The following is a 22,378-nucleotide window of genomic DNA, read 5'->3' on the forward strand; positions in this document are numbered from 1 at the left end:
AAAGCTTTGCGGGTCTTGCAGCACAAGTTCGCAACAAATGTTGTGCAGAGTGCTTCAGCAGACAAATTGCCGGCCTGCTGAGGACCTGATTCAGGTAGAATGCGCGCCCGGTTTTTGGAGAAGCTCATGACCCTGCTCAAATTCAGCGATGTGTCCCTTGCATTCGGCGCGATGCCGTTGTTGGACAAGGTGTCCTGGCAGATCGCCCGTGGTGAGCGGGTGTGCATCATCGGCCGCAACGGCACTGGCAAATCCAGCATGATGAAACTGGTCAAGGGCGACCAGAAACCCGATGACGGCTCGGTGTGGCGTGCCCCCGGTCTGAAAATCGGTGAATTGCCGCAAGAATTGCCGGTGGCCGACGGGCGGACGGTATTCGACGTGGTTGCCGAGGGGCTGGACGGTGTTGGCGCCTTGCTCGCCGAATATCATCACCTGAGCCAGAACATCGTCACCGACGCCGATCTGGACAAGCTGATGCACGTTCAGCACGACCTCGAAGCCCGTGACGGCTGGCGTTTGCAGACGCTGGTCGACAGTACCCTGAGTCGCCTGCAACTGCCGGCCGACAAGACTCTTGCCGAGTTGTCCGGCGGCTGGCGTCGCCGCGTGCTGCTGGCGCAGGCGCTGGTGTCCGAACCGGATCTGCTGCTGCTCGACGAACCGACTAACCACCTGGACATCGGTGCGATTGCCTGGCTCGAAGAAGCCCTGAAGGATTTCCAGGGCGCCGTGCTGTTCATCACGCACGACCGTTCCTTCCTGCAAAACCTCGCCACGCGCATCCTCGAACTGGATCGCGGCGGTCTGATCGACTGGAACGGCGACTACGCCAGCTTTCTCGTGCATAAAGAAGCCGCGCTGGCTGCTGAAGAAACCGCCAACGCGCTGTTCGACAAACGTCTGGCTCAGGAAGAAGTTTGGATCCGTCAGGGCATCAAGGCCCGTCGCACCCGTAACGAAGGCCGTGTGCGTGCCCTGAAAGCCTTGCGCGTTGAGCGCAGCGAACGTCGTGAGCGTACCGGCAAGGCGAATATCCAGCTGGAAACGGCCGAGAAGTCCGGCAAGCAAGTGATGGTTCTGGACAACGTCAGCTTCCATCACCCGGACGGTCCGTACCTGATCAAGGACTTCTCGATGGTCCTGCAGCGTGGCGACCGTATCGGTCTGCTGGGCGCCAACGGTACCGGCAAGACTACCCTGCTCAAGCTGATGCTCAACGGTCTGCAACCGACCAGCGGCAAAGTGGAAGAGGGCACCCGGATCGACGTCGCCTACTTCGATCAGTTGCGTCATCAGCTCGATCTGGAAAAGACCGTGATCGACAACGTCGCCGAAGGTCGCGACTTCATCGAAATCGATGGCCAGAGCCGCCACGTCCTGAGCTACCTCGGCGACTTCCTGTTCAGCCCGCAACGTGCGCGCACGCCGGTGAAGGCGCTGTCCGGTGGCGAGCGTGCACGTCTGTTGCTGGCCAAACTGTTCAGCAAGCCGGCGAACCTGCTGGTACTCGATGAACCGACCAACGACCTCGACGTCGAGACTCTCGAACTGCTCGAAGAAGTACTGCTGACGTTCAACGGCACGGTGCTGATGGTCAGTCACGACCGGGCATTCCTCGACAACGTGGTCACCAGCACTCTGGTCTTCGAAGGTGAAGGCAAGGTCCGTGAATATGTCGGCGGTTATCAGGACTGGATCCGTCAGGGCGGCTCGCCGCGCCTGTTGGGTGTGACCGAGAGCAAGTCGGGCAAGGCTGACCTGAACTCGGCGGTGGTCACTGCTGAGCCTGCACCCGTTGCCGCGCCTGCTGCAGCGCCGGCCGCCAAGAAGAAGCTGAGCTACAAGCTGCAGCGTGAGCTGGAAGCGCTGCCGGGCGACATTGATGCCAAGGAACAGCAGATCGCTGCGGTCGAGGCGGAAATGGCCGAAGCCGGCTTCTACCAGCGTCCGCCGGCAGAAACGGCCGAGGTGATTGCTTCGCTGGAGCAGTTGCAGGCTGAGCTGGATGCGCTGGTGGAGCGTTGGGCCGAGCTGGATGCCTGATTGATCCGGCAACAAAAAAGCCCGACGCTCAGTGATGAGCGCCGGGCTTTTCATATGCGGGTAGAGACCTGATATGGGAGCGAGCAGGCTCGCTCCCACAATGATCAGTGTTTTAACGTTTGATCAGGTGTACTGCCAAAACATCGCATGGCGCGCCGTGCAGAACGTCATTCGCGGTCGAGCCGAGCAATAGCGCCAGGCCGTGGCGGCCATGGCTGCCGACCACGATCAGATCGCAGAGGTTTTCCTTGGCGAAATGATGGATTTCCTGACGTGGCTGGCCATAGGTCAGTTGGCAGTTGGCACCCTCGAGTTCGGCATATTTGGCTTTCAGGCGCTCTAGACGTTCCTTGGCCTGATCGAACTGCTGCTGTTGCAGTTGTGACAGATCCATCGGTACATCGCCGCCGAACGCCATCGCCATCGGTTCGACGATATGCACCAGCGACAGCTTGGCGCCATTGCTCGTCGACAGCTCTCGGGCGCGGTGAATCACAGGGTCGCACTCTTCGGTCAGATCTACGGCGACCAGGATATGGGAGTAGGGCATGAGGTGCTCCTTGTGACGGTTCAATAGTGTTAAGTATGGCTGGTTTCAAGCGCATTGGTTCCAGAGTGACACAATGCGCTCACCTTAAGTCGGGAGTAGAGATATGACGGTCTGGTTGGTGGTGTCAATCCTGCTGGTGGTTCTGAGTCCACTGGCATGGTTGCGCCCGTCGCGCGTACAGAGCGGCCGGATGGCCCTGCGCATGGAGGCGCGGCGCATCGGGCTGGCCATGCAGCTGGCGCCTCAGGAGTGGCCGCATTGGCTGTCGCAGGAGCCGCCCAGCCCGTGTGCGCAATATCATCGGCCACGGCGTGGCAGCCAGCCAGCGTGCTGGAGTTACTGGCAGAAATCGCCGGGAGTATGGGTCAATCAATGGCAGGAAGTCTGCGAGGACCGGTTACTGCTCGATTATTTCGAAAAGTTGCCGGGCAATGTGTTCAAGGTTGAGGCCGACAAGCAGATGATCGCCTTGTACTGGGGCGAGAAGGGCGAGGCCAAGGTTTTGCAGGATATCGACGCGACTCTGAAAGCGCTGGCCTGAACCCCGGATTTTTCCCACTGCAACGGTGGGGAGCGTCCGGCAGACGGACAATAAAAAGCCCGACATGATTCATCGGGCGGGGGTGGCCAGGCAGGCCGGAATTCTTTTTGGTGTTGATTCGGAGTGCTCCGGTCAACAAACGTGCGCGTGTTTTCCTTCGTCGTCCAGCGAGCGTAGCCTGTTAAACAAGGCTTGCAGCGAATTAGGGCGACATTTCTAACTATTAATCTTATGAATACCCTCACATGCAAGCATGTGTCGGCGGCTGCGTCTTACAGAAATGACCGCAAAGTCGCATTTCAACCCGTATTTAGGGCGATTGACAATTGTCGGAAATTCCGTGAAGGTGGCGTACCCAAATCAAACGGGCGTATGAATTGAGCGTTTGTCTTACAGACTGCTCCTACAGAATCCCGACTATCGCGTTGGCGGGTGTGCCGGGTGGATTGGCGTCAGCATCGACGAAAAAGCGTCCTGCCGAGCCATTTACCTGCGTCCGACGTGTACTGTTCAGCTTCCATATCGTGGAGATCAGTTGATGATTTACGAAGGTAAAGCCATCACGGTTAAAGCTCTTGAAAGTGGCATCGTCGAATTGAAATTCGACCTCAAGGGTGAGTCCGTCAACAAGTTCAACCGTCTTACCCTGAACGAACTGCGTCAGGCCGTGGACACCATCAAGGCAGATGCTTCGATCAAGGGCGTGATCGTCAGCAGTGGCAAGGACGTGTTCATCGTCGGCGCCGACATCACCGAATTTGTCGACAACTTCAAGCTGCCGGATGCCGAGCTGGTTGCTGGCAATCTCGAAGCCAACAAGATCTTCAGCGATTTCGAAGACCTCAACGTTCCGACCGTGGCCGCGATCAACGGCATCGCCCTAGGTGGCGGTCTGGAAATGTGCCTGGCGGCGGATTACCGCGTCATGTCGACCAAGGCCAAGATCGGTCTGCCGGAAGTCAAACTGGGCATCTACCCAGGCTTCGGCGGTACCGTGCGTCTGCCGCGCCTGATCGGCGTCGATAACGCCATCGAGTGGATTGCCGCCGGCAAGGAAAACCGTCCTGAAGACGCGCTGAAAGTCAGCGCCGTCGACGCCGTGGTTGCTCCAGAGAAGCTGCAGGAAGCTGCCCTTGAACTGATCAAGCGCGCGATCTCCGGCGAGTTCGATTACAAGGCCAAGCGTCAGCCAAAACTTGAAAAACTCAAGTTGAACGCGATTGAACAGATGATGGCTTTCGAAACCGCCAAAGGTTTCGTGGCAGGGCAAGCTGGCCCGAACTACCCGGCGCCGGTTGAAGCGATCAAGACCATCCAGAAAGCCGCGAACTTCGGTCGTGACAAGGCGCTGGAAGTCGAAGCTGCAGGTTTCGTCAAGCTGGCCAAGACCTCTGCCGCGCAGAGTCTGATTGGCCTGTTCCTGAACGATCAGGAACTGAAGAAAAAGGCCAAGGCCTACGACGAAATCGCCAAGGACGTAAAACAGGCTGCGGTACTGGGTGCTGGCATCATGGGTGGCGGTATCGCCTATCAGTCGGCCTCCAAAGGCACGCCGATCCTGATGAAAGACATCAACGAGCACGGTATCGAGCAGGGTCTGGCGGAAGCCGCCAAGCTGCTGGTGGGCCGCGTTGACAAAGGCCGCATGACCGCTGCGAAAATGGCTGAAGTGCTCAACGGCATTCGTCCGACCCTGTCCTACGGCGACTTCGGTCACGTCGACCTGGTTGTTGAAGCCGTGGTCGAGAACCCGAAGGTCAAGCAAGCCGTGCTGGCTGAAGTCGAAGACAAGGTCAAAGAGGACACCATCCTCGCGTCCAACACCTCGACCATTTCCATCAGCCTGCTGGCCAAGGCCCTAAAGCGTCCGGAAAACTTCGTCGGCATGCACTTCTTCAACCCGGTGCACATGATGCCGCTGGTGGAAGTGATCCGTGGCGAGAAGTCCAGCGAGCTGGCAATTGCCACCACCGTTGCCTACGCCAAGAAAATGGGCAAGAACCCGATTGTCGTCAATGACTGCCCGGGCTTCCTGGTCAACCGCGTTCTGTTCCCGTATTTCGGCGGTTTCGCCAAGCTGGTCAGCGCCGGTGTGGATTTCGTCCGCATCGACAAGGTCATGGAAAAGTTCGGCTGGCCAATGGGCCCGGCATACCTGATGGACGTGGTCGGCATCGACACCGGTCACCACGGTCGTGACGTGATGGCCGACGGCTTCCCGGATCGCATGAAGGATGACCGTCGTTCGGCAGTCGACGTGCTTTACGAAGCCAAACGTCTGGGCCAGAAGAATGGCAAGGGCTTCTACGCCTACGAGACCGACAAGAAAGGCAAGCAGAAGAAGGTGGCCGATCCATCGGTGCTGGAAGTGCTCAAGCCGATCGTTTACGAGCAGCGCGAAGTCACTGACGAAGACATCATCAACTGGATGATGATCCCGCTGTGCCTGGAAACCGTGCGTTGCCTGGAAGACGGCATCGTTGAAACTGCCGCCGAAGCCGACATGGGTCTGGTTTACGGTATCGGTTTCCCTCCATTCCGTGGCGGTGCGCTGCGCTACATCGATTCGATCGGTGTTGCCGAGTTCGTTGCCCTGGCTGACCAGTACGCTGATTTGGGCGCGCTGTACCACCCGACCGCGAAGCTGCGCGAAATGGCCAAGAACGGCCAGAGCTTCTTCGGTTAAGCGCCCCCAACTAGAGTGAGAGTGAACTTATGAGCTTGAATCCTAGAGACGTCGTGATTGTCGACTTCGGTCGTACTCCGATGGGCCGCTCCAAGGGCGGCATGCACCGCAACACCCGCGCCGAAGACATGTCGGCGCACCTGATCAGCAAACTGCTGGAACGCAACGCCAAGGTCGATCCTGCTGAAGTCGAGGATGTAATCTGGGGCTGTGTGAACCAGACCCTGGAGCAGGGCTGGAACATCGCGCGCATGGCGTCGCTGATGACCCAGATCCCGCACACCTCGGCCGGCCAGACCGTCAGCCGTCTGTGCGGCTCGTCGATGAGCGCCCTGCACACCGCTGCGCAAGCGATCATGACCGGTAACGGTGACGTATTCGTGGTTGGCGGCGTCGAGCATATGGGTCACGTGAGCATGATGCACGGTGTCGATCCGAACCCGCACATGTCGCTGTACGCAGCGAAAGCCTCGGGCATGATGGGTCTGACCGCGGAAATGCTTGGCAAGATGCACGGCATCACCCGTGAGCAGCAGGACGCCTTTGGCGTGCGCTCCCACCAGCTCGCCCATAAGGCGACGGTGGAAGGCAAGTTCAAAGACGAAATCATCCCGATGCAGGGCTACGACGAAAACGGCTTCCTTAAGCTGTTCGACTACGACGAAACCATTCGTCCGGAAACCACTCTGGAAAGTCTGGCGGCCCTCAAGCCTGCCTTCAATCCGAAGGGTGGCACCGTGACTGCCGGTACTTCGTCGCAGATCACCGATGGTGCTTCGTGCATGATCGTGATGTCGGCGCAGCGTGCACAGGACCTGGGGATCCAGCCGATGGCCGTGATCCGTTCGATGGCAGTGGCGGGTGTGGATCCGGCGATCATGGGCTATGGTCCAGTGCCGGCTACACAAAAAGCCCTGAAGCGTGCGGGCCTCGGCATCAACGATATCGACTTCTTCGAGCTCAACGAAGCTTTCGCCGCACAGGCTCTGCCAGTGCTGAAAGATCTGAAAGTGCTCGACAAGATGAACGAGAAGGTTAACCTGCACGGCGGCGCGATCGCCCTGGGTCACCCGTTCGGTTGCTCCGGTGCCCGTATTTCCGGCACTTTGCTGAACGTGATGAAGCAGAATAGCGGCACCTTCGGGGTGGCCACTATGTGCATTGGTCTCGGCCAAGGCATCTCCACCGTCTTCGAACGCGTTTAAGCGTCTCGTCGATGGAAGCCGGGGCCAAGTGCCCCGGTTTTTGTTTTTGTGGATTTATTTTTGTATTTATTTTGAAAAAATTTGAGTGAGGGCCGAAGCATGCCGATACAACCTGGGCTCTACCAACATTACAAAGGTCCGCAGTACCGCGTATTCAGTGTGGCGCGGCATTCCGAGACCGAGGAAGAAGTGGTCTTTTACCAAGCCCTGTATGGCGATTACGGCTTTTGGGTACGCCCTTTGAGCATGTTCGTCGAGTCGGTCGAGGTTGACGGCGAGCAGGTGCCACGCTTTGCTTTGGTGCAAGCCGAACCGAGCCTTTTTTCCAAGCCATGAGGCGAGTGCGCACAGAACCCTGTGCTTGACCTCACCTTGTAGCCACTATATATAGCGGTGCCGCGTCAGGCGCCAACCGCCTTTCACTTCTAGAATTCAGGAATTTTCTGATCCATGGGCAAATCGCTGGTCATTGTGGAATCCCCGGCTAAGGCCAAGACCATCAACAAGTATCTGGGCAACCAATACGTGGTGAAGTCGAGTATCGGCCATATCCGAGACCTGCCCACCAGCGGTTCGGCTAGCGCCAGCAAAGAGCCGGCCGCCAAGCGCGGCAAGGCCGCCGCGGGCGAAGGGCCGGTGCTCACGCCGAAAGAGAAGGCGCGCAAGCAACTGGTTTCGCGCATGGGTGTCGATCCGGAACATGGCTGGAAAGCCCAGTACGAGATCCTTCCGGGTAAAGAGAAGGTCATCGAAGAGCTGCGCCGGCTCGCCAAGGATGCTGACACCATCTATCTCGCAACCGACTTGGATCGCGAGGGGGAAGCCATTGCCTGGCACCTGCGCGAAGCCATCGGTGGTGACGACAGCCGCTACAAGCGCGTGGTGTTCAACGAAATCACCAAGAAAGCGATTCAGGAAGCGTTCTCCGAGCCGGGCGAACTGGACATCGATCGTGTGAACGCCCAGCAGGCGCGTCGTTTCCTCGACCGCGTTGTGGGTTACATGGTCTCGCCGCTGCTGTGGGCTAAAATCGCCCGTGGCCTGTCGGCCGGTCGCGTGCAATCGGTTGCCGTGAAGCTGGTGGTCGAGCGTGAGCGCGAAATCCGTGCTTTCAACCCGGAAGAATACTGGGAAGTGCACGCCGACCTCGGCACCGCCAAGGGTTCGACTGTACGTTTCGAAGTGGCGCGCGAGAAGGGCGAAGCCTTCAAGCCGCTGAACGAAGCCCAGGCCACAGCCGCGCTGGAGAAGCTCAAGTCCTCCAGCTACAGCATCGTCAAGCGCGAAGACAAGCCGACCAGCAGCAAGCCGTCGGCGCCGTTCATCACGTCCACCCTGCAGCAAGCCGCGAGCAATCGTCTGGGCTTCGGCGTGAAGAAAACCATGATGATGGCCCAGCGTCTGTATGAAGCCGGCTACATCACTTATATGCGTACCGACTCGACCAATCTCTCGGCCGATGCCGTGGCGATGGCGCGCACCTACATCGAAGACGAGTTCGGCAAGAAGTACCTGCCGGAAACGCCGAATGTCTACAGCAGCAAAGAAGGCGCACAAGAGGCTCACGAAGCGATTCGTCCTTCCGACGCCAACACTACGCCAAGCAAGCTTGCGGGCATGGAGCGTGACGCTGAGCGCCTTTACGAGCTGATCTGGCGCCAGTTCCTTGCTTGCCAGATGCTGCCGGCGCAGTACCTGTCGACCACTGTCAGCGTCGCTGCTGGCGACTTTGAGCTGCGCGCCAAGGGCCGCATCCTGAAGTTCGACGGTTACACCCGCGTCCTGCCGCAGATCGCCAAGCCTGGCGATGACGACGTTCTGCCCGACATGGCGCAGGGCGATGTGATGAAGCTGATCAAGCTTGATCCGTCGCAGCACTTCACCAAGCCGCCAGCGCGTTACTCCGAAGCGAGCCTGGTCAAAGAAATGGAAAAACGCGGTATCGGTCGTCCTTCGACCTATGCAGCCATCATTTCGACCATTCAGGATCGCGGCTACGTGACCCTGCACAACCGTCGTTTCTACTCAGAAAAGATGGGCGACATCGTCACCGAGCGTTTGTCAGAGAGTTTCTCGAACCTCATGGACTATGGCTTCACTGCCGGCATGGAAGAGAACCTCGATGATGTAGCTCAGGGCGAGCGTGACTGGAAAAACGTGCTGGACGAGTTCTACGGCGACTTCAAGAAGAAGCTTGAAGTGGCGGAGAACCCGGACAATGGCATGCGCGCCAACCAGCCCGTGATGACCGATATTCCGTGCACCACATGCGGTCGTCCGATGCAGATCCGTACCGCATCGACCGGTGTGTTCCTTGGCTGCTCGGGTTACAGCCTGCCGCCGAAGGAGCGCTGCAAGGCCACCGTCAACCTGGTGCCAGGCGACGAGATTGCCGCGGACGACGAGGGCGAGTCGGAGTCGTTGGTTCTGCGTGGCAAGCATCGCTGCCCGATCTGCAGTACGGCGATGGACGCCTACCTGCTTGATGAGAAACGCAAACTGCACATCTGCGGTAACAATCCGGATTGCGCGGGCTACGAAATCGAAGAGGGCAACTATCGCATCAAGGGCTATGAAGGTCCGAGCCTGGAGTGCGACAAGTGCGGCAGCGAGATGCAGCTCAAGACCGGCCGTTTCGGCAAGTTCTTCGGTTGCACCAACCCAACTTGCAAGAACACCCGCAAACTGCTGAAGAGCGGTGATGCGGCGCCGCCGAAGATGGATCCGGTGAAGATGCCTGAGCTGAAATGCGAAAAGGTCAACGACACTTACATCCTGCGCGACGGTGCTTCCGGTCTGTTCCTGGCAGCCAGTCAGTTCCCGAAAAACCGCGAGACCCGTGCTCCACTGGTGATCGAGATTCTGCCGCACAAGGACGAGATCGATCCGAAGTACCACTTCCTGTGCGAAGCGCCGCAGAAGGATCCTGATGGTCTGCCAGCGGTCATCCGCTACAGCCGCAAGACCAAGGAGCAATACGTGCAGACCGAAGTAGACGGCAAGCCTACTGGCTGGAAGGCGTACTACGATGGTGGTAAATGGACTGTTGAAGACAAGCGCACGAAAGCCAAGGCTGAGTAAGCGTTAGTCCGACACACAAAAGGCCGCATGATGCCCCCAGGGTAGTCATGCGGCCTTTTTGTTTTGCTTGCGGTCCGATCCGTTGATCCACGACACTGTCGGGTCTGTGTGACGCAATTATTTCGCTGTGGAGACTGCCGGCATGGCGCACGAACTCTATACCCGCACCAATCAGAAAATCTATTTCGCCGGCCTGTCGCTGGAAGCTCTGGCTCGCGCCGAAGAGGGACGAGCGATGAATTCGCTGGCGCTGATCCAGGCTGGGCGTGAATCAGCGTTATTTCACCTCTATGGCGCGCTTTTGGGGCTCTGCCATGAGATCGCCGGTTTCTATCGTCTGCCTCAGGCCAATGCGTCGCGAGCAGAAGTGTTGTTGACTCGTGACGTCCTGGAATCTATTGCAATCCCTGAGTTGGCCGAGATGGTGGAGCTGGCCGGTAACCCTGAAACCTGGCTGGCGAAACTGCTGGCGGCGCATTCGGCGTTGTTCCAGCCGCCACGGGTGCCACAGAAGCCCAAGGGCGATGTGACGCAGCCATTGATTCAGGCCATTAATCTCGATGAGGAAGAGGCGCCGCAGGAGTTGAGTCGCGAAGAGCTGGAGAGCTGGCGGCAGAATCTCAAAGGTCTGGCGATCCGCTTTCGCGAAGGTCTGAACGAATGCTGATGGGCATTGGTACGGTGGCAATCTGAAACATGCTGCTGGTCAAGATCCCGAGCGAAGCCCGAATGATGTCTATATAATCCCTGCCTTTCGTGGAGAACAGACCTATATGCCAACGTCCTTTCTAGAAATTGTCGAGTTACCAGACGGCCGAATCGAACTGCGCAGGGCTGAGGACGAGGGTTCTCTGGTGACGCTGGATTTCTCCGAGGATGCCAAAGCGTTCCTGCAAGGCCAGCACGTGGAAATCGCCAAGGCGATGTTAAGCGTCGGCGTACAGATGGCCGGTCGTATGGTCGAAGGCGAGTTTGATAAGGAAGAAGGGCCGCGGGTTCTTCACTGAGCCCCGCCTGTCGGCGATTGCCGCTATCGCATCAGATCGGCTTCTCTGTCCCTGGAGAAGCCATGCGCTTCACACAGCGCGCGTTACCAGTGAATCAACCCAGTCGAATGTTCAGGCTCTGAGCGTCGCCCGTGCGGGCAGCGCCGATCAGCTGTTGCCGGGAACTTGTGTTCAGTGGGTTGAGCCAGGTCACCACTGTGTGGCTGCGGCCCAGACGCAGCGCTTCACACGCCAGTTGCTGAGCGCTTTGCGCGCCACGTGGTTGCAGCAGCAGAATGCGTTCACGGTTCAGGCCGGCCTCTCGCAGCCAGGTCTGGGTCAGGCTGGCGGGTGGGGCGATCAGCGTCAGCCAGCGCGCGTCCTGATCCTCGCTCAGTTCGCGAAGGATCGGGGCAAGCAGGTTCAGGCAGTTCCCGGCCGCACCGCGCAGTGATAGCTCACTGAACACTTCCGGTTCGGCAATCCATGGGCGCTCGACGACATCTTTCAGGATTGGCGCCATCGGTTGCGCCAGAAACGCTTCGAATAAAGGCAGTTGTGTTTGCTGAGGTGTGTGTGGGAACTGCATAAAGCCTCCTTTAGCGGCGGATGACGCCGACACTCAAGCCTTCGATCACCAGTTCCTGATCTTTCAGGTCGACTTCGATAGGGGCGAACTCAGGGTTTTCGGCAATCAGCCAGACTTTGCTGCCTTCGCGCTTGAAGCGCTTGACCGTCACTTCATCGCCGATCCGTGCAACCACGACCTGGCCATTGCGTGCTTCGCGAGTAGTGTGAACCGCCAGCAGGTCACCGTCGAAAATGCCGATGTCCTTCATGCTCATGCCGTGTACGCGCAGCAGGTAGTCGGCTCGGGGATGGAAGAAGGCCGGGTTGATGTTGCAGGACTCTTCGATGTGCTGCTGGGCGAGGATCGGAGCACCGGCTGCGACCCGGCCAATGATTGGCAGGGTGGAGTCATCGGCCTTGGCTTCGAAGCCAGGGATGCGGATGCCCCGAGAAGCACCAGGCGTCATCTCGATGGCGCCTTTGCGGGCCAGGGCCTTGAGGTGCTCTTCAGCCGCGTTTGGCGACTTGAAACCCAGCTCCTGAGCGATTTCCGCGCGGGTTGGCGGGTAGCCGTTGTCTTCGAGGCAGCGTTTGATAAAGGCCAGAATCTCGGCTTGGCGTGGCGTCAGCTTTAGCATATTGATCGCTCTGTCTTTTTATACAGTGACTGGGATTATATACAGTGAAGCGGTCTTGGCAATGCCCGTTTTTTTGCAGCCCGCCGGACGGTCGGCTGCCGTGCTTATTAAAGGAGCGGACGAGTGTGGTTAAATAGCTGACCGACCATTCCCAAAACGAACTGGCAGGCTTGACAAGGCACAGGCTGAAACGTATGTTTCAAACAAGTGTTTGTCAGGCGGAGTAGCCATGGCCCAGTCGGAAACCGTTGAACGCATTCTTGATGCTGCCGAGCAGTTGTTCGCGGAGAAAGGTTTCGCCGAAACCTCATTGCGTTTGATCACCAGCAAGGCCGGGGTAAACCTGGCGGCGGTGAACTATCATTTCGGCTCCAAGAAAGCGCTGATTCAGGCGGTTTTCTCGCGTTTCCTCGGACCGTTCTGCGTCAGTCTTGATAAAGAGTTGGAACGGCGTCAGGCCAAGCCGGAAAACAAGCCGACGCTTGAAGAGCTGCTGGAGATCCTCGTTGAACAGGCGCTGGTGGTCCAGCCACGCAGCGGAAACGACCTGTCGATTTTCATGCGTTTGCTCGGTTTGGCGTTCAGCCAGAGCCAGGGCCACCTGCGTCGTTATCTGGAAGACATGTACGGCAAGGTGTTCCGCCGCTACATGCTGCTGGTCAACGAAGCGGCTCCGCGCATTCCGCCAATCGAGCTGTTCTGGCGCGTGCACTTCATGCTCGGCGCTGCGGCGTTCAGCATGTCCGGGATCAAGGCCTTGCGCGCGATTGCCGAGACCGATTTCGGCGTCAACACGTCGATCGAACAGGTGATGCGCCTGATGGTGCCGTTCCTCGCCGCTGGCATGCGTGCCGAAACCGGTGTTACCGATCCGGCAATGGCAACAGCGCAATTGCGCCCGCGCAGCAAGTCGACTCCGGTGGCTGCCAAGGTTTAACCGCACACGGGTGGGCGCGGCAGTTTACATCCGCTAAGCTAGCCGCCCATGCCGACTCTCGTTCTGAACCCGAAATCCAAAGAAATTGCCGACCTGCCGAGCGTTGCTCACGGTAGCGATTTCCTGCGGATCGGGTTTTTCGTTTTCAAGGAATTTCTATGACTGCTGGCCTGCAAGGCTCGTTGATGGTGGACGTCGCCGGTACCTGGCTGACGGCCGAAGATCGCCAATTGTTGCGCCAGCCCGAAGTGGGCGGCCTGATCATTTTTGCCCGCAACATTGAGCATCCGCGCCAGGTGCGCGAGCTCAGCGCAGCCATTCGGGCAATTCGCCCGGACCTGCTGCTGGCGGTGGACCAGGAGGGCGGTCGCGTCCAGCGCCTGCGTCAGGGCTTCGTGCGGCTGCCGGCGATGCGCGCCATTGCCGACAACCCGAATGCCGAGTACCTCGCCGAGCAATGCGGCTGGATCATGGCCACTGAAGTGCTGGCGGTCGGCCTCGATCTGAGTTTCGCCCCGGTACTGGACCTGGATTACCAGCGCAGCGCCGTGGTCGGTACCCGTTCGTTCGAGAGTGATCCTGAGCGCGCCGCATTGCTCGCTGGAGCGTTTACTCGCGGCATGAACAGCGCCGGCATGGCCGCTACCGGCAAGCATTTCCCCGGTCATGGCTGGGCCGAAGCCGACTCCCACGTCGCGATCCCGAACGACGAGCGCAGCCTCGACGACATCCGCGCCAATGACCTCGTACCGTTCGCCAGGTTGAGCAAGCAGCTCGCGGCGGTCATGCCGGCGCACGTCATTTATCCGCAAGTCGACTCGCAGCCGGCCGGGTTCTCCCGCCGCTGGTTGCAGGACATTTTGCGCGGCGAGTTGCAGTTCGACGGCGTGATCTTCAGTGACGACCTGTCGATGGCCGGCGCCCATGTGGTCGGCGACGCCGCCAGTCGTATTGAAGCTGCGCTCAGCGCCGGTTGCGACATGGGCCTGGTGTGCAACGACCGTGCTGCGGCCGAACTGGCGCTGAGTGCTGCGCAACGGATGAAGGTGAAGCCGTCCGGGCGCATTGCGCGGATGCGCGGGCAGGCGTTCGCCAGTACCGACTACCGCCAGGATCCGCGCTGGCTCACTGCAATCGGTGCGCTCAAAGACGCTCAACTGATCGATTAAGGATTTTTTGCTATGACGGTTTACGCAATCATCGGTGGCACCGGCCTGACTCAGCTCGAAGGCTTGACCATTCGCCAATCGCTGGCGGTAGACACGCCCTATGGCGCGCCATCAGCCGACGTGCAGATTGGCGAATACGCTGGCAAGGAAGTGCTGTTCCTCGCCCGTCACGGCCATCCGCATCGCTTTCCGCCACACAAGGTCAACTACCGCGCCAACCTGTGGGCGCTGAAGCAGGCTGGCGCGGAGGCGATCATCGCGGTCAACGCGGTGGGCGGGATTCACCCGGCCATGGGCACCGGCCACTTCTGTGTGCCGCATCAGATCGTTGACTACACCAGCGGTCGCGAACACACGTTTTTCGCCGACGATCTGGAGCACGTCACCCACATCGATTTCAGCTTTCCTTACAGCGAGCTGCTGCGTCAGCAATTGATTGCGGCGGTGGCTGCCGAAGGTTGCGAATACAGTGATCAGGGTGTGTATGCCTGCACTCAGGGCCCGCGTCTGGAAACCGTGGCGGAGATCGTGCGACTGGAGCGCGATGGCTGCGACATCGTCGGCATGACCGGCATGCCGGAAGCCGCGCTGGCCCGTGAACTGGAGCTGGATTACGCCTGCCTGGCGCTGGTGGTGAATCCGGCGGCGGGCAAGACCACCGAAGTGATCACCATGGCCGAGATCGAGCAGGCGCTGCATGACGGGATGGGCAAAGTGAAATCGGCGTTGGCGCGGGTGCTCAAGGGCTGAGTCTGACCGAGACCGATTTGGCCCAATCGCTGGCAAGCCAGCTCCCACAGGAATCGAGTTGAATCACAGTTTTGTGTTCGATTCATAACCTTGTGGGAGCTGGCTTGCCAGCGACAGCTCTCTCATTGGCAGGGAGGGTCTCAACGCTTGTCGAGCTTATCCGGCAACGGCGCAAACAGCGCTTCGATGTCATCGCTCTGTAGTTTCCAGTCTCCGGCCTTGCGCCCATCCAGCACGCCAGCTGCCAGGTCGGACTTTTCCTTCTGCAGGTGCTGAATCTTCTCTTCCACCGTGCCCCGGGCAATCATCTTGTAAACGAACACCGGCTTTTCCTGGCCGATCCGGTACGCGCGGTCAGTCGCCTGATTCTCCGTTGCCGGGTTCCACCACGGGTCGTAATGAATCACCGTGTCCGCTTCGGTCAGGTTCAAACCAACGCCACCGGCCTTCAGGCTGATCAGAAAGATCTGACGCTTACCGCTCTGGAATTCCTTCACCGGCGTGCGCCGATCGCGGGTCTGTCCCGTCAGCAGGGCATAGGCCACGTTGCGTTTTTTCAGTTCGTCTTCGATCAGTGACAGCATCGACGTGAACTGCGAGAACAGCAGAATTCGCCGACCTTCCTCAAACAACTCCTCGAGCATTTCCATCAGACTGTCGAGCTTGCCAGAACTGCTGCCGCGAGCGGGCAGGGTGGCGTCGTTGACCAGGCGCAAGTCGCAGCAAACCTGACGCAGCTTGAGCAGGGCTTCAAGAATGATGATCTGGCTGCGCGCCACGCCCTTGCGGGTGATCTCGTCGCGGACTTTCTTGTCCATCGCCAGGCGCATGGTTTCGTACACGTCGCGCTGCGCTTCATTGAGCTCGACCCAGTGGATGATCTCGGTTTTCGGCGGCAGTTCGGTGGCCACCTGTTCCTTGGTGCGGCGCAGCAGAAACGGTTTTATCCGCCCATTGAGGTGCTGCAATCTGACTTCGCTGGCGCGTTTTTCGATCGGTACGCGGTAATCGGCATTGAAGCTTTTGACATCGCCCAGCCAGCCCGGCAGCAGGAAATGAAACAGCGACCACAACTCACCGAGGTGGTTTTCCAGCGGTGTGCCGCTCAGGCACAGCCGTTGGCGTGCATTGAGTTCGCGAGCGGCCTGCGCGGCTTTGCTGTTGGGATTTTTGATGTACTGGGCTTCGTCCAGCACCAGCACATGCAGGGGTTGTTGGGCGAGGCGTTCGACGTCCTTGGGCAGTAGCGCGTAAGTCGTCAGGATCAGGTCGAAGTCGGCCAGATGTTCGAAATGCTTTTTGCGACTGGCGCCATACAGCGCAACCACTTTCAGTTGCGGCGTGAAGTGCGCGGCTTCGTCGAGCCAGTTCGGGATCAGGCTGGTGGGCATCACCACCATGCACGGCCGATCCAGGCGCCCGGCGTTTTTCTCGCTGAGAATATGCGCCAGGGTCTGTAGGGTTTTACCCAGGCCCATGTCGTCCGCAAGAATCCCGCCGACCTCAAGCTGACGCAGAGACTGCATCCAGCTCAGGCCTTCGAGCTGATAAGGGCGCAACGTCGCGTTCAAACCCTTCGGTGCCTTGGCCGTGTAATCACGGATGTCGCGCAGGCGTTGGGCAAAGCTGCGGATCTGTTCGCCGCCTTCCCACAGCAGCGGAAGGCCTTCCAGTGAGTTGAGCCGTGTGGCGTCGGCTTTGCTCAGGCGCAGGGTGGTTTCGCCTGGCTCCTGCAAGTAAAACTCGCCCAGTGTCGCCAGTACCGGTTTCAGTCGGCCAAGGGGCAGGGCCACCTGCAGTGGCCCGTGCTCACTGTTGCGTTGCGGAATATTGACCAGAATCAGCTCGTCATCGCGTCGCCGTGCCAGGCGTTCCGGGTTGAGGATTTCGGTGTGCGAGCGCATCAGGTTGAGCAGGATCGGCAGCAGGCTCAGGCGTTCGCCATTGACGATAATCCCCAGCTCCAGATCGAACCAGTCGCGCTCCGGCGCCTGTTCGACGGTGGCGTACCAGTCGTCGACGGCGGTCAGGTCGAAACCGAATTCCTCGTCGATCTGCAATTCCCAGCCTTGGGTACGCAGCTTCGGCAGTTCATTGAGGGTGAAGGTCAGCCACGCGCTGTCGTTGACCATCTCGTACAGCTCGCCGGCGCTTTCCGGCAGGGCCTTGCTTTGGCGGGTGGCGATGCGAAAGCCGAGGATTCTTAACTGCTCGCGGTAGGACTGTTCCACTTCCGGATGGCGTTTTACCCGCAGCGTCTGGGTTTCCTGGCGGATCAGGATGTCGCTGTTTTTCTGCCCGCTGACGTATTCGTCCAGATAGCTGAACGACAGCGCCGCGCGATGCTGGATGTAGCGCTGCATCTTGCCGTTGCGTGGCTCGAATGCGCTGAACTCGACGCTCGCCAGCCACAGGCGCGGCAGCGGTTGCACGTTATCCACCAGCACTTGCGGCGGCGCCTTGGGGCTGCGGTTCTCCAATACGGCCTGGAGTTTTTCCAGCAGTTCGGCGTCTTTCGCGGCGGCCGGGTATTCGAGGGTTTCCTGCACTTGCAGCAGCACTGCTGCGCAATGCTTGCAGTTGCTGCGCACCGGGCACGTACAGCTGGCGTCAACCAGCAGCAGGGTGCCTTTGGCTGACTCGCGCAAGTGAATGGTCTGACGGTAGACGTTACCGCCAGAGCCTTCGCAACTGGCGGTGATGGTCGCATCGCCAACCTGCGCGATGCGTACCCGATTCTCCAGGGCGTAGCGGCGGCCACGCTCCAGGCTCTGTTCCTTGAATCGGCTGACCCAGGAGGGTGCCAACGGTTTGCTCAGGGGCGGGGACATAAGGACTTCGATCAGTCCGGAATCGCTTCAGGAGCTTGCCGAGGGGCGGGCGCCGTCAGGGAAGTGATCTTGATCAGCAGCGCCAGGTGGCCGTTGTCGAGATAGTTGAGCTGGCCGTTTTTAGTGTGGCTGTCCTGCTTCAGACGTTCGCTGGCAGTGACCATGCCGTTGGCGTCGATCTGGTTGACCCAGAAGTCGGCGTTCACGTCGGTGAAGCGCCCGAGTTTCATTTCTAAAGTGCCTTCGATCGGGAACTGGCCGAACTGTTCCTTACCGTCGCTGACGGCCACCTTGGTCGGCGCTTCGCCGAGGGTTTGCTGCCAGGCCTTGTGCAGCAGCACGCTGTACTCGCCGCTGGCGCTGAGTTTGTTGGCCACCTCATTCAAGGCCGGTGTGCGCTGGCTGGCATCGTCGAGGCGTTGAGCGCCGGCCGCCCAGTCTTCCGGGGCAGCGCGGCTGACAATCGCCGGTACGGCGTTCTGCCGCACCAGAATCATTTCGACCATGTAGGTGTCATCGGCAAACGCCATCGGTGCTACGAAGCTGAGTAGTAAAGTCAGTGAGCGAAACAGGCGCATGCGGCGTCCTTCAAACAGTTTTCGGGAGGAGGCGCTCGAACAGCGCCTCTACAGTATTAAAGCGCTCTTCCGGGCGTTCCATCGGCACCTGGAACTTGAACATTGTGGCGCCTTCGAATTTGTAGCGTTTTGGCTGAGTCTGGATCAGTTTGATCAAGGTCATCGGGTCGACCGGCGTCTGCGCGGCGAACTCGATGCGGCCACCCTGCGGGCCACCGTCGACTTTCTTGATGCCCAGTTGTTCGGCCTGCAACTTCAGCGCGGTGATGCGCACCAGATTCTTGGTCGGCTCCGGCAGCAGACCGAAGCGGTCGATCATCTCCACTTGCAGATCCTTCAGGCCTTCCTCGTCGGTGGCCGAAGCGATGCGCTTGTACAGAATCAGGCGGGCATGCACATCCGGCAGATAGTCTTCCGGAATCAGCGCCGGCACCCGCAGGTTGACCTCCGGGCCACCGCCGAGCGGTTGATCAAGGTTCGGTTGCTCGCCCTTGCGGATCGACTTCACTGCGCGCTCGAGCATTTCCATGTAGAGCGTAAAGCCCACGGCCTGAATCTGCCCGCTCTGGCCGTCGCCGAGCAATTCGCCGGCGCCACGGATTTCCAGGTCGTTGGTCGCCAGCACGAAGCCGGCGCCCAGATCCTGAGTATTGGCAATCGCTTCCAGACGCTTTTCCGCATCCGAAGTGATTTGCTGGCGCGGCGGCGTCAGCAGGTAGGCGTAAGCCTGGTGGTGACTGCGACCCACACGTCCGCGCAACTGGTGCAATTGCGCCAGGCCGAACTTGTCGGCGCGCTCGATGATGATGGTGTTGGCGCTCGGCACGTCGATGCCGGTCTCGATGATGGTCGAGGCGATCAGCACGTTGAAACGCTTGTGGTAGAAGTCGCTCATCACCTGTTCGAGTTCGCGTTCGCGCATCTGCCCATGGCCGATGCCGATCCGCGCTTCCGGCACCAGTTCGGCGAGATCGGCAGCGCACTTCTCGATGGTCTTCACGTCGTTGTGCAAGTAGTAAACCTGCCCGCCGCGCAGCAGTTCACGCAGCAGGGCCTCTTTGACCGTGCTCTTGTTCTGCTCCATGACGAAGGTGCGCACCGACAGGCGTCGCGCTGGCGGCGTGGCGATGATCGACAGGTCGCGCATGCCCGACACCGCCATGTTCAGCGTGCGCGGAATCGGCGTGGCGGTCAGCGTGAGAATGTCGACTTCGCTGCGCAGGGCCTTGAGCTGTTCTTTCTGCCGGACACCGAAACGGTGTTCTTCGTCGATGATCACCAGTCCGAGGTTTTTGATCTTCACATCGTCGGACAGCAGCTTGTGCGTACCGATGACGATGTCGATCTTGCCTTCCGCCAGATCGGCAATCGCCGCGTTGACTTCCTTGGCCGATTTGAAGCGACTCATCACTTCCACGGTCACCGGCCAGTCGGCGAAGCGGTCGCGGAAGCTGTTGTAGTGTTGCTGGGCAAGCAGGGTGGTCGGCACCAGAATCGCCACCTGACGCCCGCCGTGTACGGCGATGAACGCTGCGCGCATCGCCACTTCGGTCTTGCCGAAACCGACGTCGCCGCAGACCAGGCGATCCATCGGCTTCGGCGCGAGCATGTCTTCGCGCACGGCTTCGATGGTCGCTTGCTGATCCGGGGTTTCTTCGAACGGGAAGCCGGCGCTGAACGTCGCGTAATCGGCTTTCGGATCGGCAAATGCATAGCCTTCGCGCGCGGCGCGACGGGCATAGATGTCGAGCAATTCAGCAGCGACATCGCGCACCTGTTCGGCGGCTTTGCGCTTGGCTTTCTGCCAGGTCTCGGAGCCGAGGCGGTGCAGCGGCGCCAGTGAGTCATCGCTGCCGGTGTAACGCGCAATCAGATGCAGGTTGGCCACCGGCACATAGAGCTTCGCGCTCTCCGCATATTCCAGAGTGAGGAATTCTGCAGCTTGGTTGTCGATTTCCAGAATCGTCAGGCCCAGATAACGCCCGACCCCGTGATCGATGTGCACCACCGGCGCGCCTTCGCGCAGCTCGGTGAGGTTCTTGATCACGGCATCGTTGTTGGCGTCGGCACGTTTTTCCCGGCGACGACGCTGCATCACCCGCTGACCGAACAGCGGACTCTCGGCCACCAGCGCCAGCGCCGGGTCATCGAGCATCAAGCCCTCGTCGAGCGGGGCAATGGTGATCGCCAGGCGATCCTTGCTCGCAACGAAGTCCGGCCAGCTGTCGACGGTTTTCGGCCGCAGCTTCAGACGTTCCAGCAACTCCAGCAGGACTTCACGCCGGCCCGCGGATTCGGCGGTGAACAGCACGCGTCCGGGGAATTCGTCGAGGAATGTCGAGAGCGCCGCCAGTGGTTGCGTGGCCTTGGCTTCGATCGCCAGGTTCGGTAGCGCTTGCGCCGGGAAGCGCTCGCGACCGGCACCGGATTCGACGTCCTGCTGACTGGCGACGACCCGTGGCCAGCTCTTGAGACGGGCGAAGCAGTCTTCCACCGGCAGGAACAGTTCGGCGGGCGGCAATAGAGGGCGCGATGGATCGACGCGGCGCTCTTCGTAGCGATTGCGCACGTCGTTCCAGAAGTTTTCTGCCGCTTGTTCGATACCCGGCAGCGAGAACACTTGAGTGTCCTGCGGCAGGTAATCGAACAGTGTCGAGGTTTCGTCGAAGAACAGCGGCAGGTAGTACTCGATACCGGCCGGGGTGATGCCGCTGCTCAAGTCCTGGAAGATCGGGCAGCGCCGGAAGTCGACATCGAAACGCTCGCGAAAGCGCGCCTTGAAGCGGGTGACCGCATCTTTCTGCAGCGGGAACTCTCGGGCCGGCAGCAGCTTGACCGAATCGACCTTGTCGATGGAGCGCTGGTTTTCCGGATCGAAGGTGCGCAGGGTTTCGATTTCGTCGTCGAACAGGTCGATGCGATAGGGCAGTTTGCTGCCCATCGGGAACAGGTCGATCAGCGCGCCGCGCACGGTGAACTCGCCGTGCTCGTAGACCGTATCGACGTAGCGATAGCCGCTGGCCTCAAGCCGCGAGCGCATCTGTTCGACATCGAGCTTCTGCCCGACATCCAGCACCAGGCTGCTGCCGAGCAGGAACTTGGTCGGCGCCAGGCGGTGCAGGGCGGTGGTGATCGGCACCACCAGCACGCCGTGCGCCAGTTCCGGCAGTCTATAAAGGCTGGCGATACGCTGGGAGATGATGTCCTGGTGCGGCGAGAACAGATCGTACGGCAGGGTTTCCCAGTCGGGGAAATGCAGTACGGGCAAATCCGGGGCGAAGAAACTCAGCTCCTGTTCCAGCCGTTCGGCACTCTGGCTGTCGGCGGTCAGTAGCAGGGTGAAGCGCTTGGCAGCGCTGGCAGCCTCGGCAATCGCGAGGCTGAGGGCAGCACCGGGCAGGTTGCCCCAATGCTGTTTACCTGCCGCGGCAGGGAGAAGCGGTAGACGCAGAACGGGCACGGAAGGTTGAGCTCCAGGCTTTGCGACAAAGTCGGTAATTGTAGCGGCGTCAGGTGCCGGCTGTCAGTTGCAGACTGCGTCTATCTTCGCGCTTTGCGCAAAATGTAGTGGTAACCATAAAAACGAGCACTTTTTTAGTGGTTATGTAGTGCCGAAATCGACTGGTGTTACGGAGGGTTACAGACATCGTCTAACAGTCGTCGAAAAATTGACTGCGCTGGAAGCCCCGGTTTTACTGGGCTGGCGCGGGGCGTAATTTTTTTGAACGGAATTTTGTTACCGATTGCGCGACAAGCGCGCATTGCTACAAGAGGTTCTCGGCGGCATAATGTAGCCCCTTTTTTCTGCCC

General features: G+C 59.7%; 17 protein-coding genes. 11 read left to right on the forward strand and 6 right to left on the reverse strand.

The genetic code is table 11. The annotated features are described in order from the left end of the window. Positions 1 to 126: 126 nt before the first annotated feature. Complete coding sequence (locus ACM6HV_RS19015; RefSeq protein WP_414905007.1) at positions 127 to 2,046, forward strand: ATP-binding cassette domain-containing protein; 1,920 nt, start codon at positions 127 to 129, stop codon at positions 2,044 to 2,046. 112 nt (positions 2,047 to 2,158) lie between these two features. Here ACM6HV_RS19015 and ACM6HV_RS19020 read toward each other — a convergent pair whose 3' ends face one another. Continuing rightward, complete coding sequence (locus ACM6HV_RS19020; protein ID WP_414905008.1) at positions 2,159 to 2,596, reverse strand: universal stress protein; 438 nt, start codon at positions 2,594 to 2,596, stop codon at positions 2,159 to 2,161. 103 nt (positions 2,597 to 2,699) lie between these two features. Between ACM6HV_RS19020 and ACM6HV_RS19025 the strand changes: the two genes are divergently transcribed. The 7 genes from ACM6HV_RS19025 (at position 2,700) to ACM6HV_RS19055 (ending at position 11,116) form a co-directional block, all read left to right on the forward strand. Then, positions 2,700 to 3,137 carry a hypothetical protein gene (locus ACM6HV_RS19025; RefSeq protein WP_222018815.1) on the forward strand — a complete coding sequence of 146 codons (438 nt, stop codon included), beginning with the start codon at positions 2,700 to 2,702 and terminating at the stop codon, positions 3,135 to 3,137. Between the two features lie 538 nt (positions 3,138 to 3,675). Further along, entirely contained in the window at positions 3,676 to 5,823 is a 2,148-nt protein-coding gene (gene fadB, locus ACM6HV_RS19030; RefSeq protein ID WP_041069011.1) for a fatty acid oxidation complex subunit alpha FadB, read from the forward strand. A 29-nt stretch (positions 5,824 to 5,852) separates the two neighbouring features. Continuing rightward, the gene (fadA, locus tag ACM6HV_RS19035) at positions 5,853 to 7,028 is read left to right on the forward strand and encodes an acetyl-CoA C-acyltransferase FadA (protein WP_007910465.1); all 1,176 of its coding nucleotides are present in this window, start codon (positions 5,853 to 5,855) and stop codon (positions 7,026 to 7,028) included. Positions 7,029 to 7,127: 99 nt separating this feature from the next. Beyond that, positions 7,128 to 7,364, forward strand: a complete 237-nt coding sequence (locus ACM6HV_RS19040) for a DUF1653 domain-containing protein (protein WP_041069004.1) — start codon at positions 7,128 to 7,130, stop codon at positions 7,362 to 7,364. Between the two features lie 114 nt (positions 7,365 to 7,478). Further along, on the forward strand, positions 7,479 to 10,109 hold the full coding sequence (topA, locus tag ACM6HV_RS19045; protein ID WP_041069001.1) for a type I DNA topoisomerase: 2,631 nt from the start codon (positions 7,479 to 7,481) through the stop codon (positions 10,107 to 10,109). Between the two features lie 142 nt (positions 10,110 to 10,251). After that, positions 10,252 to 10,776, forward strand: coding sequence for a DUF6586 family protein (locus ACM6HV_RS19050; RefSeq protein WP_041068998.1), 525 nt, complete (start codon positions 10,252 to 10,254; stop codon positions 10,774 to 10,776). 106 nt (positions 10,777 to 10,882) lie between these two features. After that, on the forward strand, positions 10,883 to 11,116 hold the full coding sequence (locus ACM6HV_RS19055; protein ID WP_003226592.1) for a hypothetical protein: 234 nt from the start codon (positions 10,883 to 10,885) through the stop codon (positions 11,114 to 11,116). A 94-nt stretch (positions 11,117 to 11,210) separates the two neighbouring features. Here the strand turns inward: ACM6HV_RS19055 and sulA are convergent, their stop codons facing one another. Further along, positions 11,211 to 11,684: an SOS-induced cell division inhibitor SulA gene (gene sulA, locus ACM6HV_RS19060; RefSeq protein WP_041068994.1), complete on the reverse strand. Its 474-nt coding sequence runs from the start codon at positions 11,682 to 11,684 to the stop codon at positions 11,211 to 11,213. A 10-nt stretch (positions 11,685 to 11,694) separates the two neighbouring features. Then, positions 11,695 to 12,303 (reverse strand): transcriptional repressor LexA, encoded by a 609-nt coding sequence (gene lexA, locus ACM6HV_RS19065; RefSeq protein WP_003226590.1) that lies wholly within the window; start codon positions 12,301 to 12,303, stop codon positions 11,695 to 11,697. Between the two features lie 229 nt (positions 12,304 to 12,532). Here lexA and ACM6HV_RS19070 point away from each other — a divergent pair, with 229 nt between their 5' ends. The 3 genes from ACM6HV_RS19070 to ACM6HV_RS19080 all read left to right on the forward strand — a co-directional run bounded on the left by ACM6HV_RS19070 (position 12,533) and on the right by ACM6HV_RS19080 (position 15,159). Further along, complete coding sequence (locus ACM6HV_RS19070) at positions 12,533 to 13,240, forward strand: TetR/AcrR family transcriptional regulator (protein ID WP_047295276.1); 708 nt, start codon at positions 12,533 to 12,535, stop codon at positions 13,238 to 13,240. 158 nt (positions 13,241 to 13,398) lie between these two features. Beyond that, entirely contained in the window at positions 13,399 to 14,409 is a 1,011-nt protein-coding gene (gene nagZ, locus ACM6HV_RS19075) for a beta-N-acetylhexosaminidase (RefSeq protein ID WP_414905009.1), read from the forward strand. 12 nt (positions 14,410 to 14,421) lie between these two features. Further along, positions 14,422 to 15,159, forward strand: coding sequence for an S-methyl-5'-thioinosine phosphorylase (locus ACM6HV_RS19080; protein WP_414905010.1), 738 nt, complete (start codon positions 14,422 to 14,424; stop codon positions 15,157 to 15,159). Positions 15,160 to 15,299: 140 nt separating this feature from the next. On the opposite strand, the gene ACM6HV_RS19085 is transcribed toward ACM6HV_RS19080, so the two are convergent. The 3 genes from ACM6HV_RS19085 to mfd are packed head-to-tail and all read right to left on the reverse strand — an operon-like array spanning position 15,300 to position 22,028. Then, entirely contained in the window at positions 15,300 to 17,990 is a 2,691-nt protein-coding gene (locus ACM6HV_RS19085; protein WP_414905011.1) for an SNF2-related protein, read from the reverse strand. Positions 17,991 to 18,001: 11 nt separating this feature from the next. After that, positions 18,002 to 18,568 carry a CsiV family protein gene (locus tag ACM6HV_RS19090; RefSeq protein ID WP_041068980.1) on the reverse strand — a complete coding sequence of 189 codons (567 nt, stop codon included), beginning with the start codon at positions 18,566 to 18,568 and terminating at the stop codon, positions 18,002 to 18,004. Positions 18,569 to 18,578: 10 nt separating this feature from the next. Further along, positions 18,579 to 22,028 carry a transcription-repair coupling factor gene (gene mfd / locus ACM6HV_RS19095; RefSeq protein WP_414905012.1) on the reverse strand — a complete coding sequence of 1,150 codons (3,450 nt, stop codon included), beginning with the start codon at positions 22,026 to 22,028 and terminating at the stop codon, positions 18,579 to 18,581. Positions 22,029 to 22,378: the final 350 nt, after the last annotated feature.

Origin of the sequence: Pseudomonas sp. IT-P260, from assembly GCF_949768395.1 — a bacterium.
Lineage (GTDB): Bacteria > Pseudomonadota > Gammaproteobacteria > Pseudomonadales > Pseudomonadaceae > Aquipseudomonas > Aquipseudomonas parakoreensis.

Excerpts from the sequence above, each read along its gene's own strand:
- ACM6HV_RS19015 (WP_414905007.1), top strand. The coding sequence starts at position 127 with ATGACCCTGCTCAAATTCAGCGATGTGTCCCTTGCATTCGGCGCGATG.
- ACM6HV_RS19055 (WP_003226592.1), top strand. The coding sequence starts at position 10,883 with ATGCCAACGTCCTTTCTAGAAATTGTCGAGTTACCAGACGGCCGAATC.
- ACM6HV_RS19020 (WP_414905008.1), bottom strand. The coding sequence starts at position 2,596 with ATGCCCTACTCCCATATCCTGGTCGCCGTAGATCTGACCGAAGAGTGC.
- ACM6HV_RS19025 (WP_222018815.1), top strand. The coding sequence starts at position 2,700 with ATGACGGTCTGGTTGGTGGTGTCAATCCTGCTGGTGGTTCTGAGTCCA.
- ACM6HV_RS19070 (WP_047295276.1), top strand. The coding sequence starts at position 12,533 with ATGGCCCAGTCGGAAACCGTTGAACGCATTCTTGATGCTGCCGAGCAG.
- nagZ (WP_414905009.1), top strand. The coding sequence starts at position 13,399 with ATGACTGCTGGCCTGCAAGGCTCGTTGATGGTGGACGTCGCCGGTACC.
- ACM6HV_RS19050 (WP_041068998.1), top strand. The coding sequence starts at position 10,252 with ATGGCGCACGAACTCTATACCCGCACCAATCAGAAAATCTATTTCGCC.
- fadA (WP_007910465.1), top strand. The coding sequence starts at position 5,853 with ATGAGCTTGAATCCTAGAGACGTCGTGATTGTCGACTTCGGTCGTACT.
- ACM6HV_RS19080 (WP_414905010.1), top strand. The coding sequence starts at position 14,422 with ATGACGGTTTACGCAATCATCGGTGGCACCGGCCTGACTCAGCTCGAA.
- ACM6HV_RS19090 (WP_041068980.1), bottom strand. The coding sequence starts at position 18,568 with ATGCGCCTGTTTCGCTCACTGACTTTACTACTCAGCTTCGTAGCACCG.
- sulA (WP_041068994.1), bottom strand. The coding sequence starts at position 11,684 with ATGCAGTTCCCACACACACCTCAGCAAACACAACTGCCTTTATTCGAA.
- ACM6HV_RS19085 (WP_414905011.1), bottom strand. The coding sequence starts at position 17,990 with ATGTCCCCGCCCCTGAGCAAACCGTTGGCACCCTCCTGGGTCAGCCGA.
- topA (WP_041069001.1), top strand. The coding sequence starts at position 7,479 with ATGGGCAAATCGCTGGTCATTGTGGAATCCCCGGCTAAGGCCAAGACC.
- lexA (WP_003226590.1), bottom strand. The coding sequence starts at position 12,303 with ATGCTAAAGCTGACGCCACGCCAAGCCGAGATTCTGGCCTTTATCAAA.
- ACM6HV_RS19040 (WP_041069004.1), top strand. The coding sequence starts at position 7,128 with ATGCCGATACAACCTGGGCTCTACCAACATTACAAAGGTCCGCAGTAC.
- fadB (WP_041069011.1), top strand. The coding sequence starts at position 3,676 with ATGATTTACGAAGGTAAAGCCATCACGGTTAAAGCTCTTGAAAGTGGC.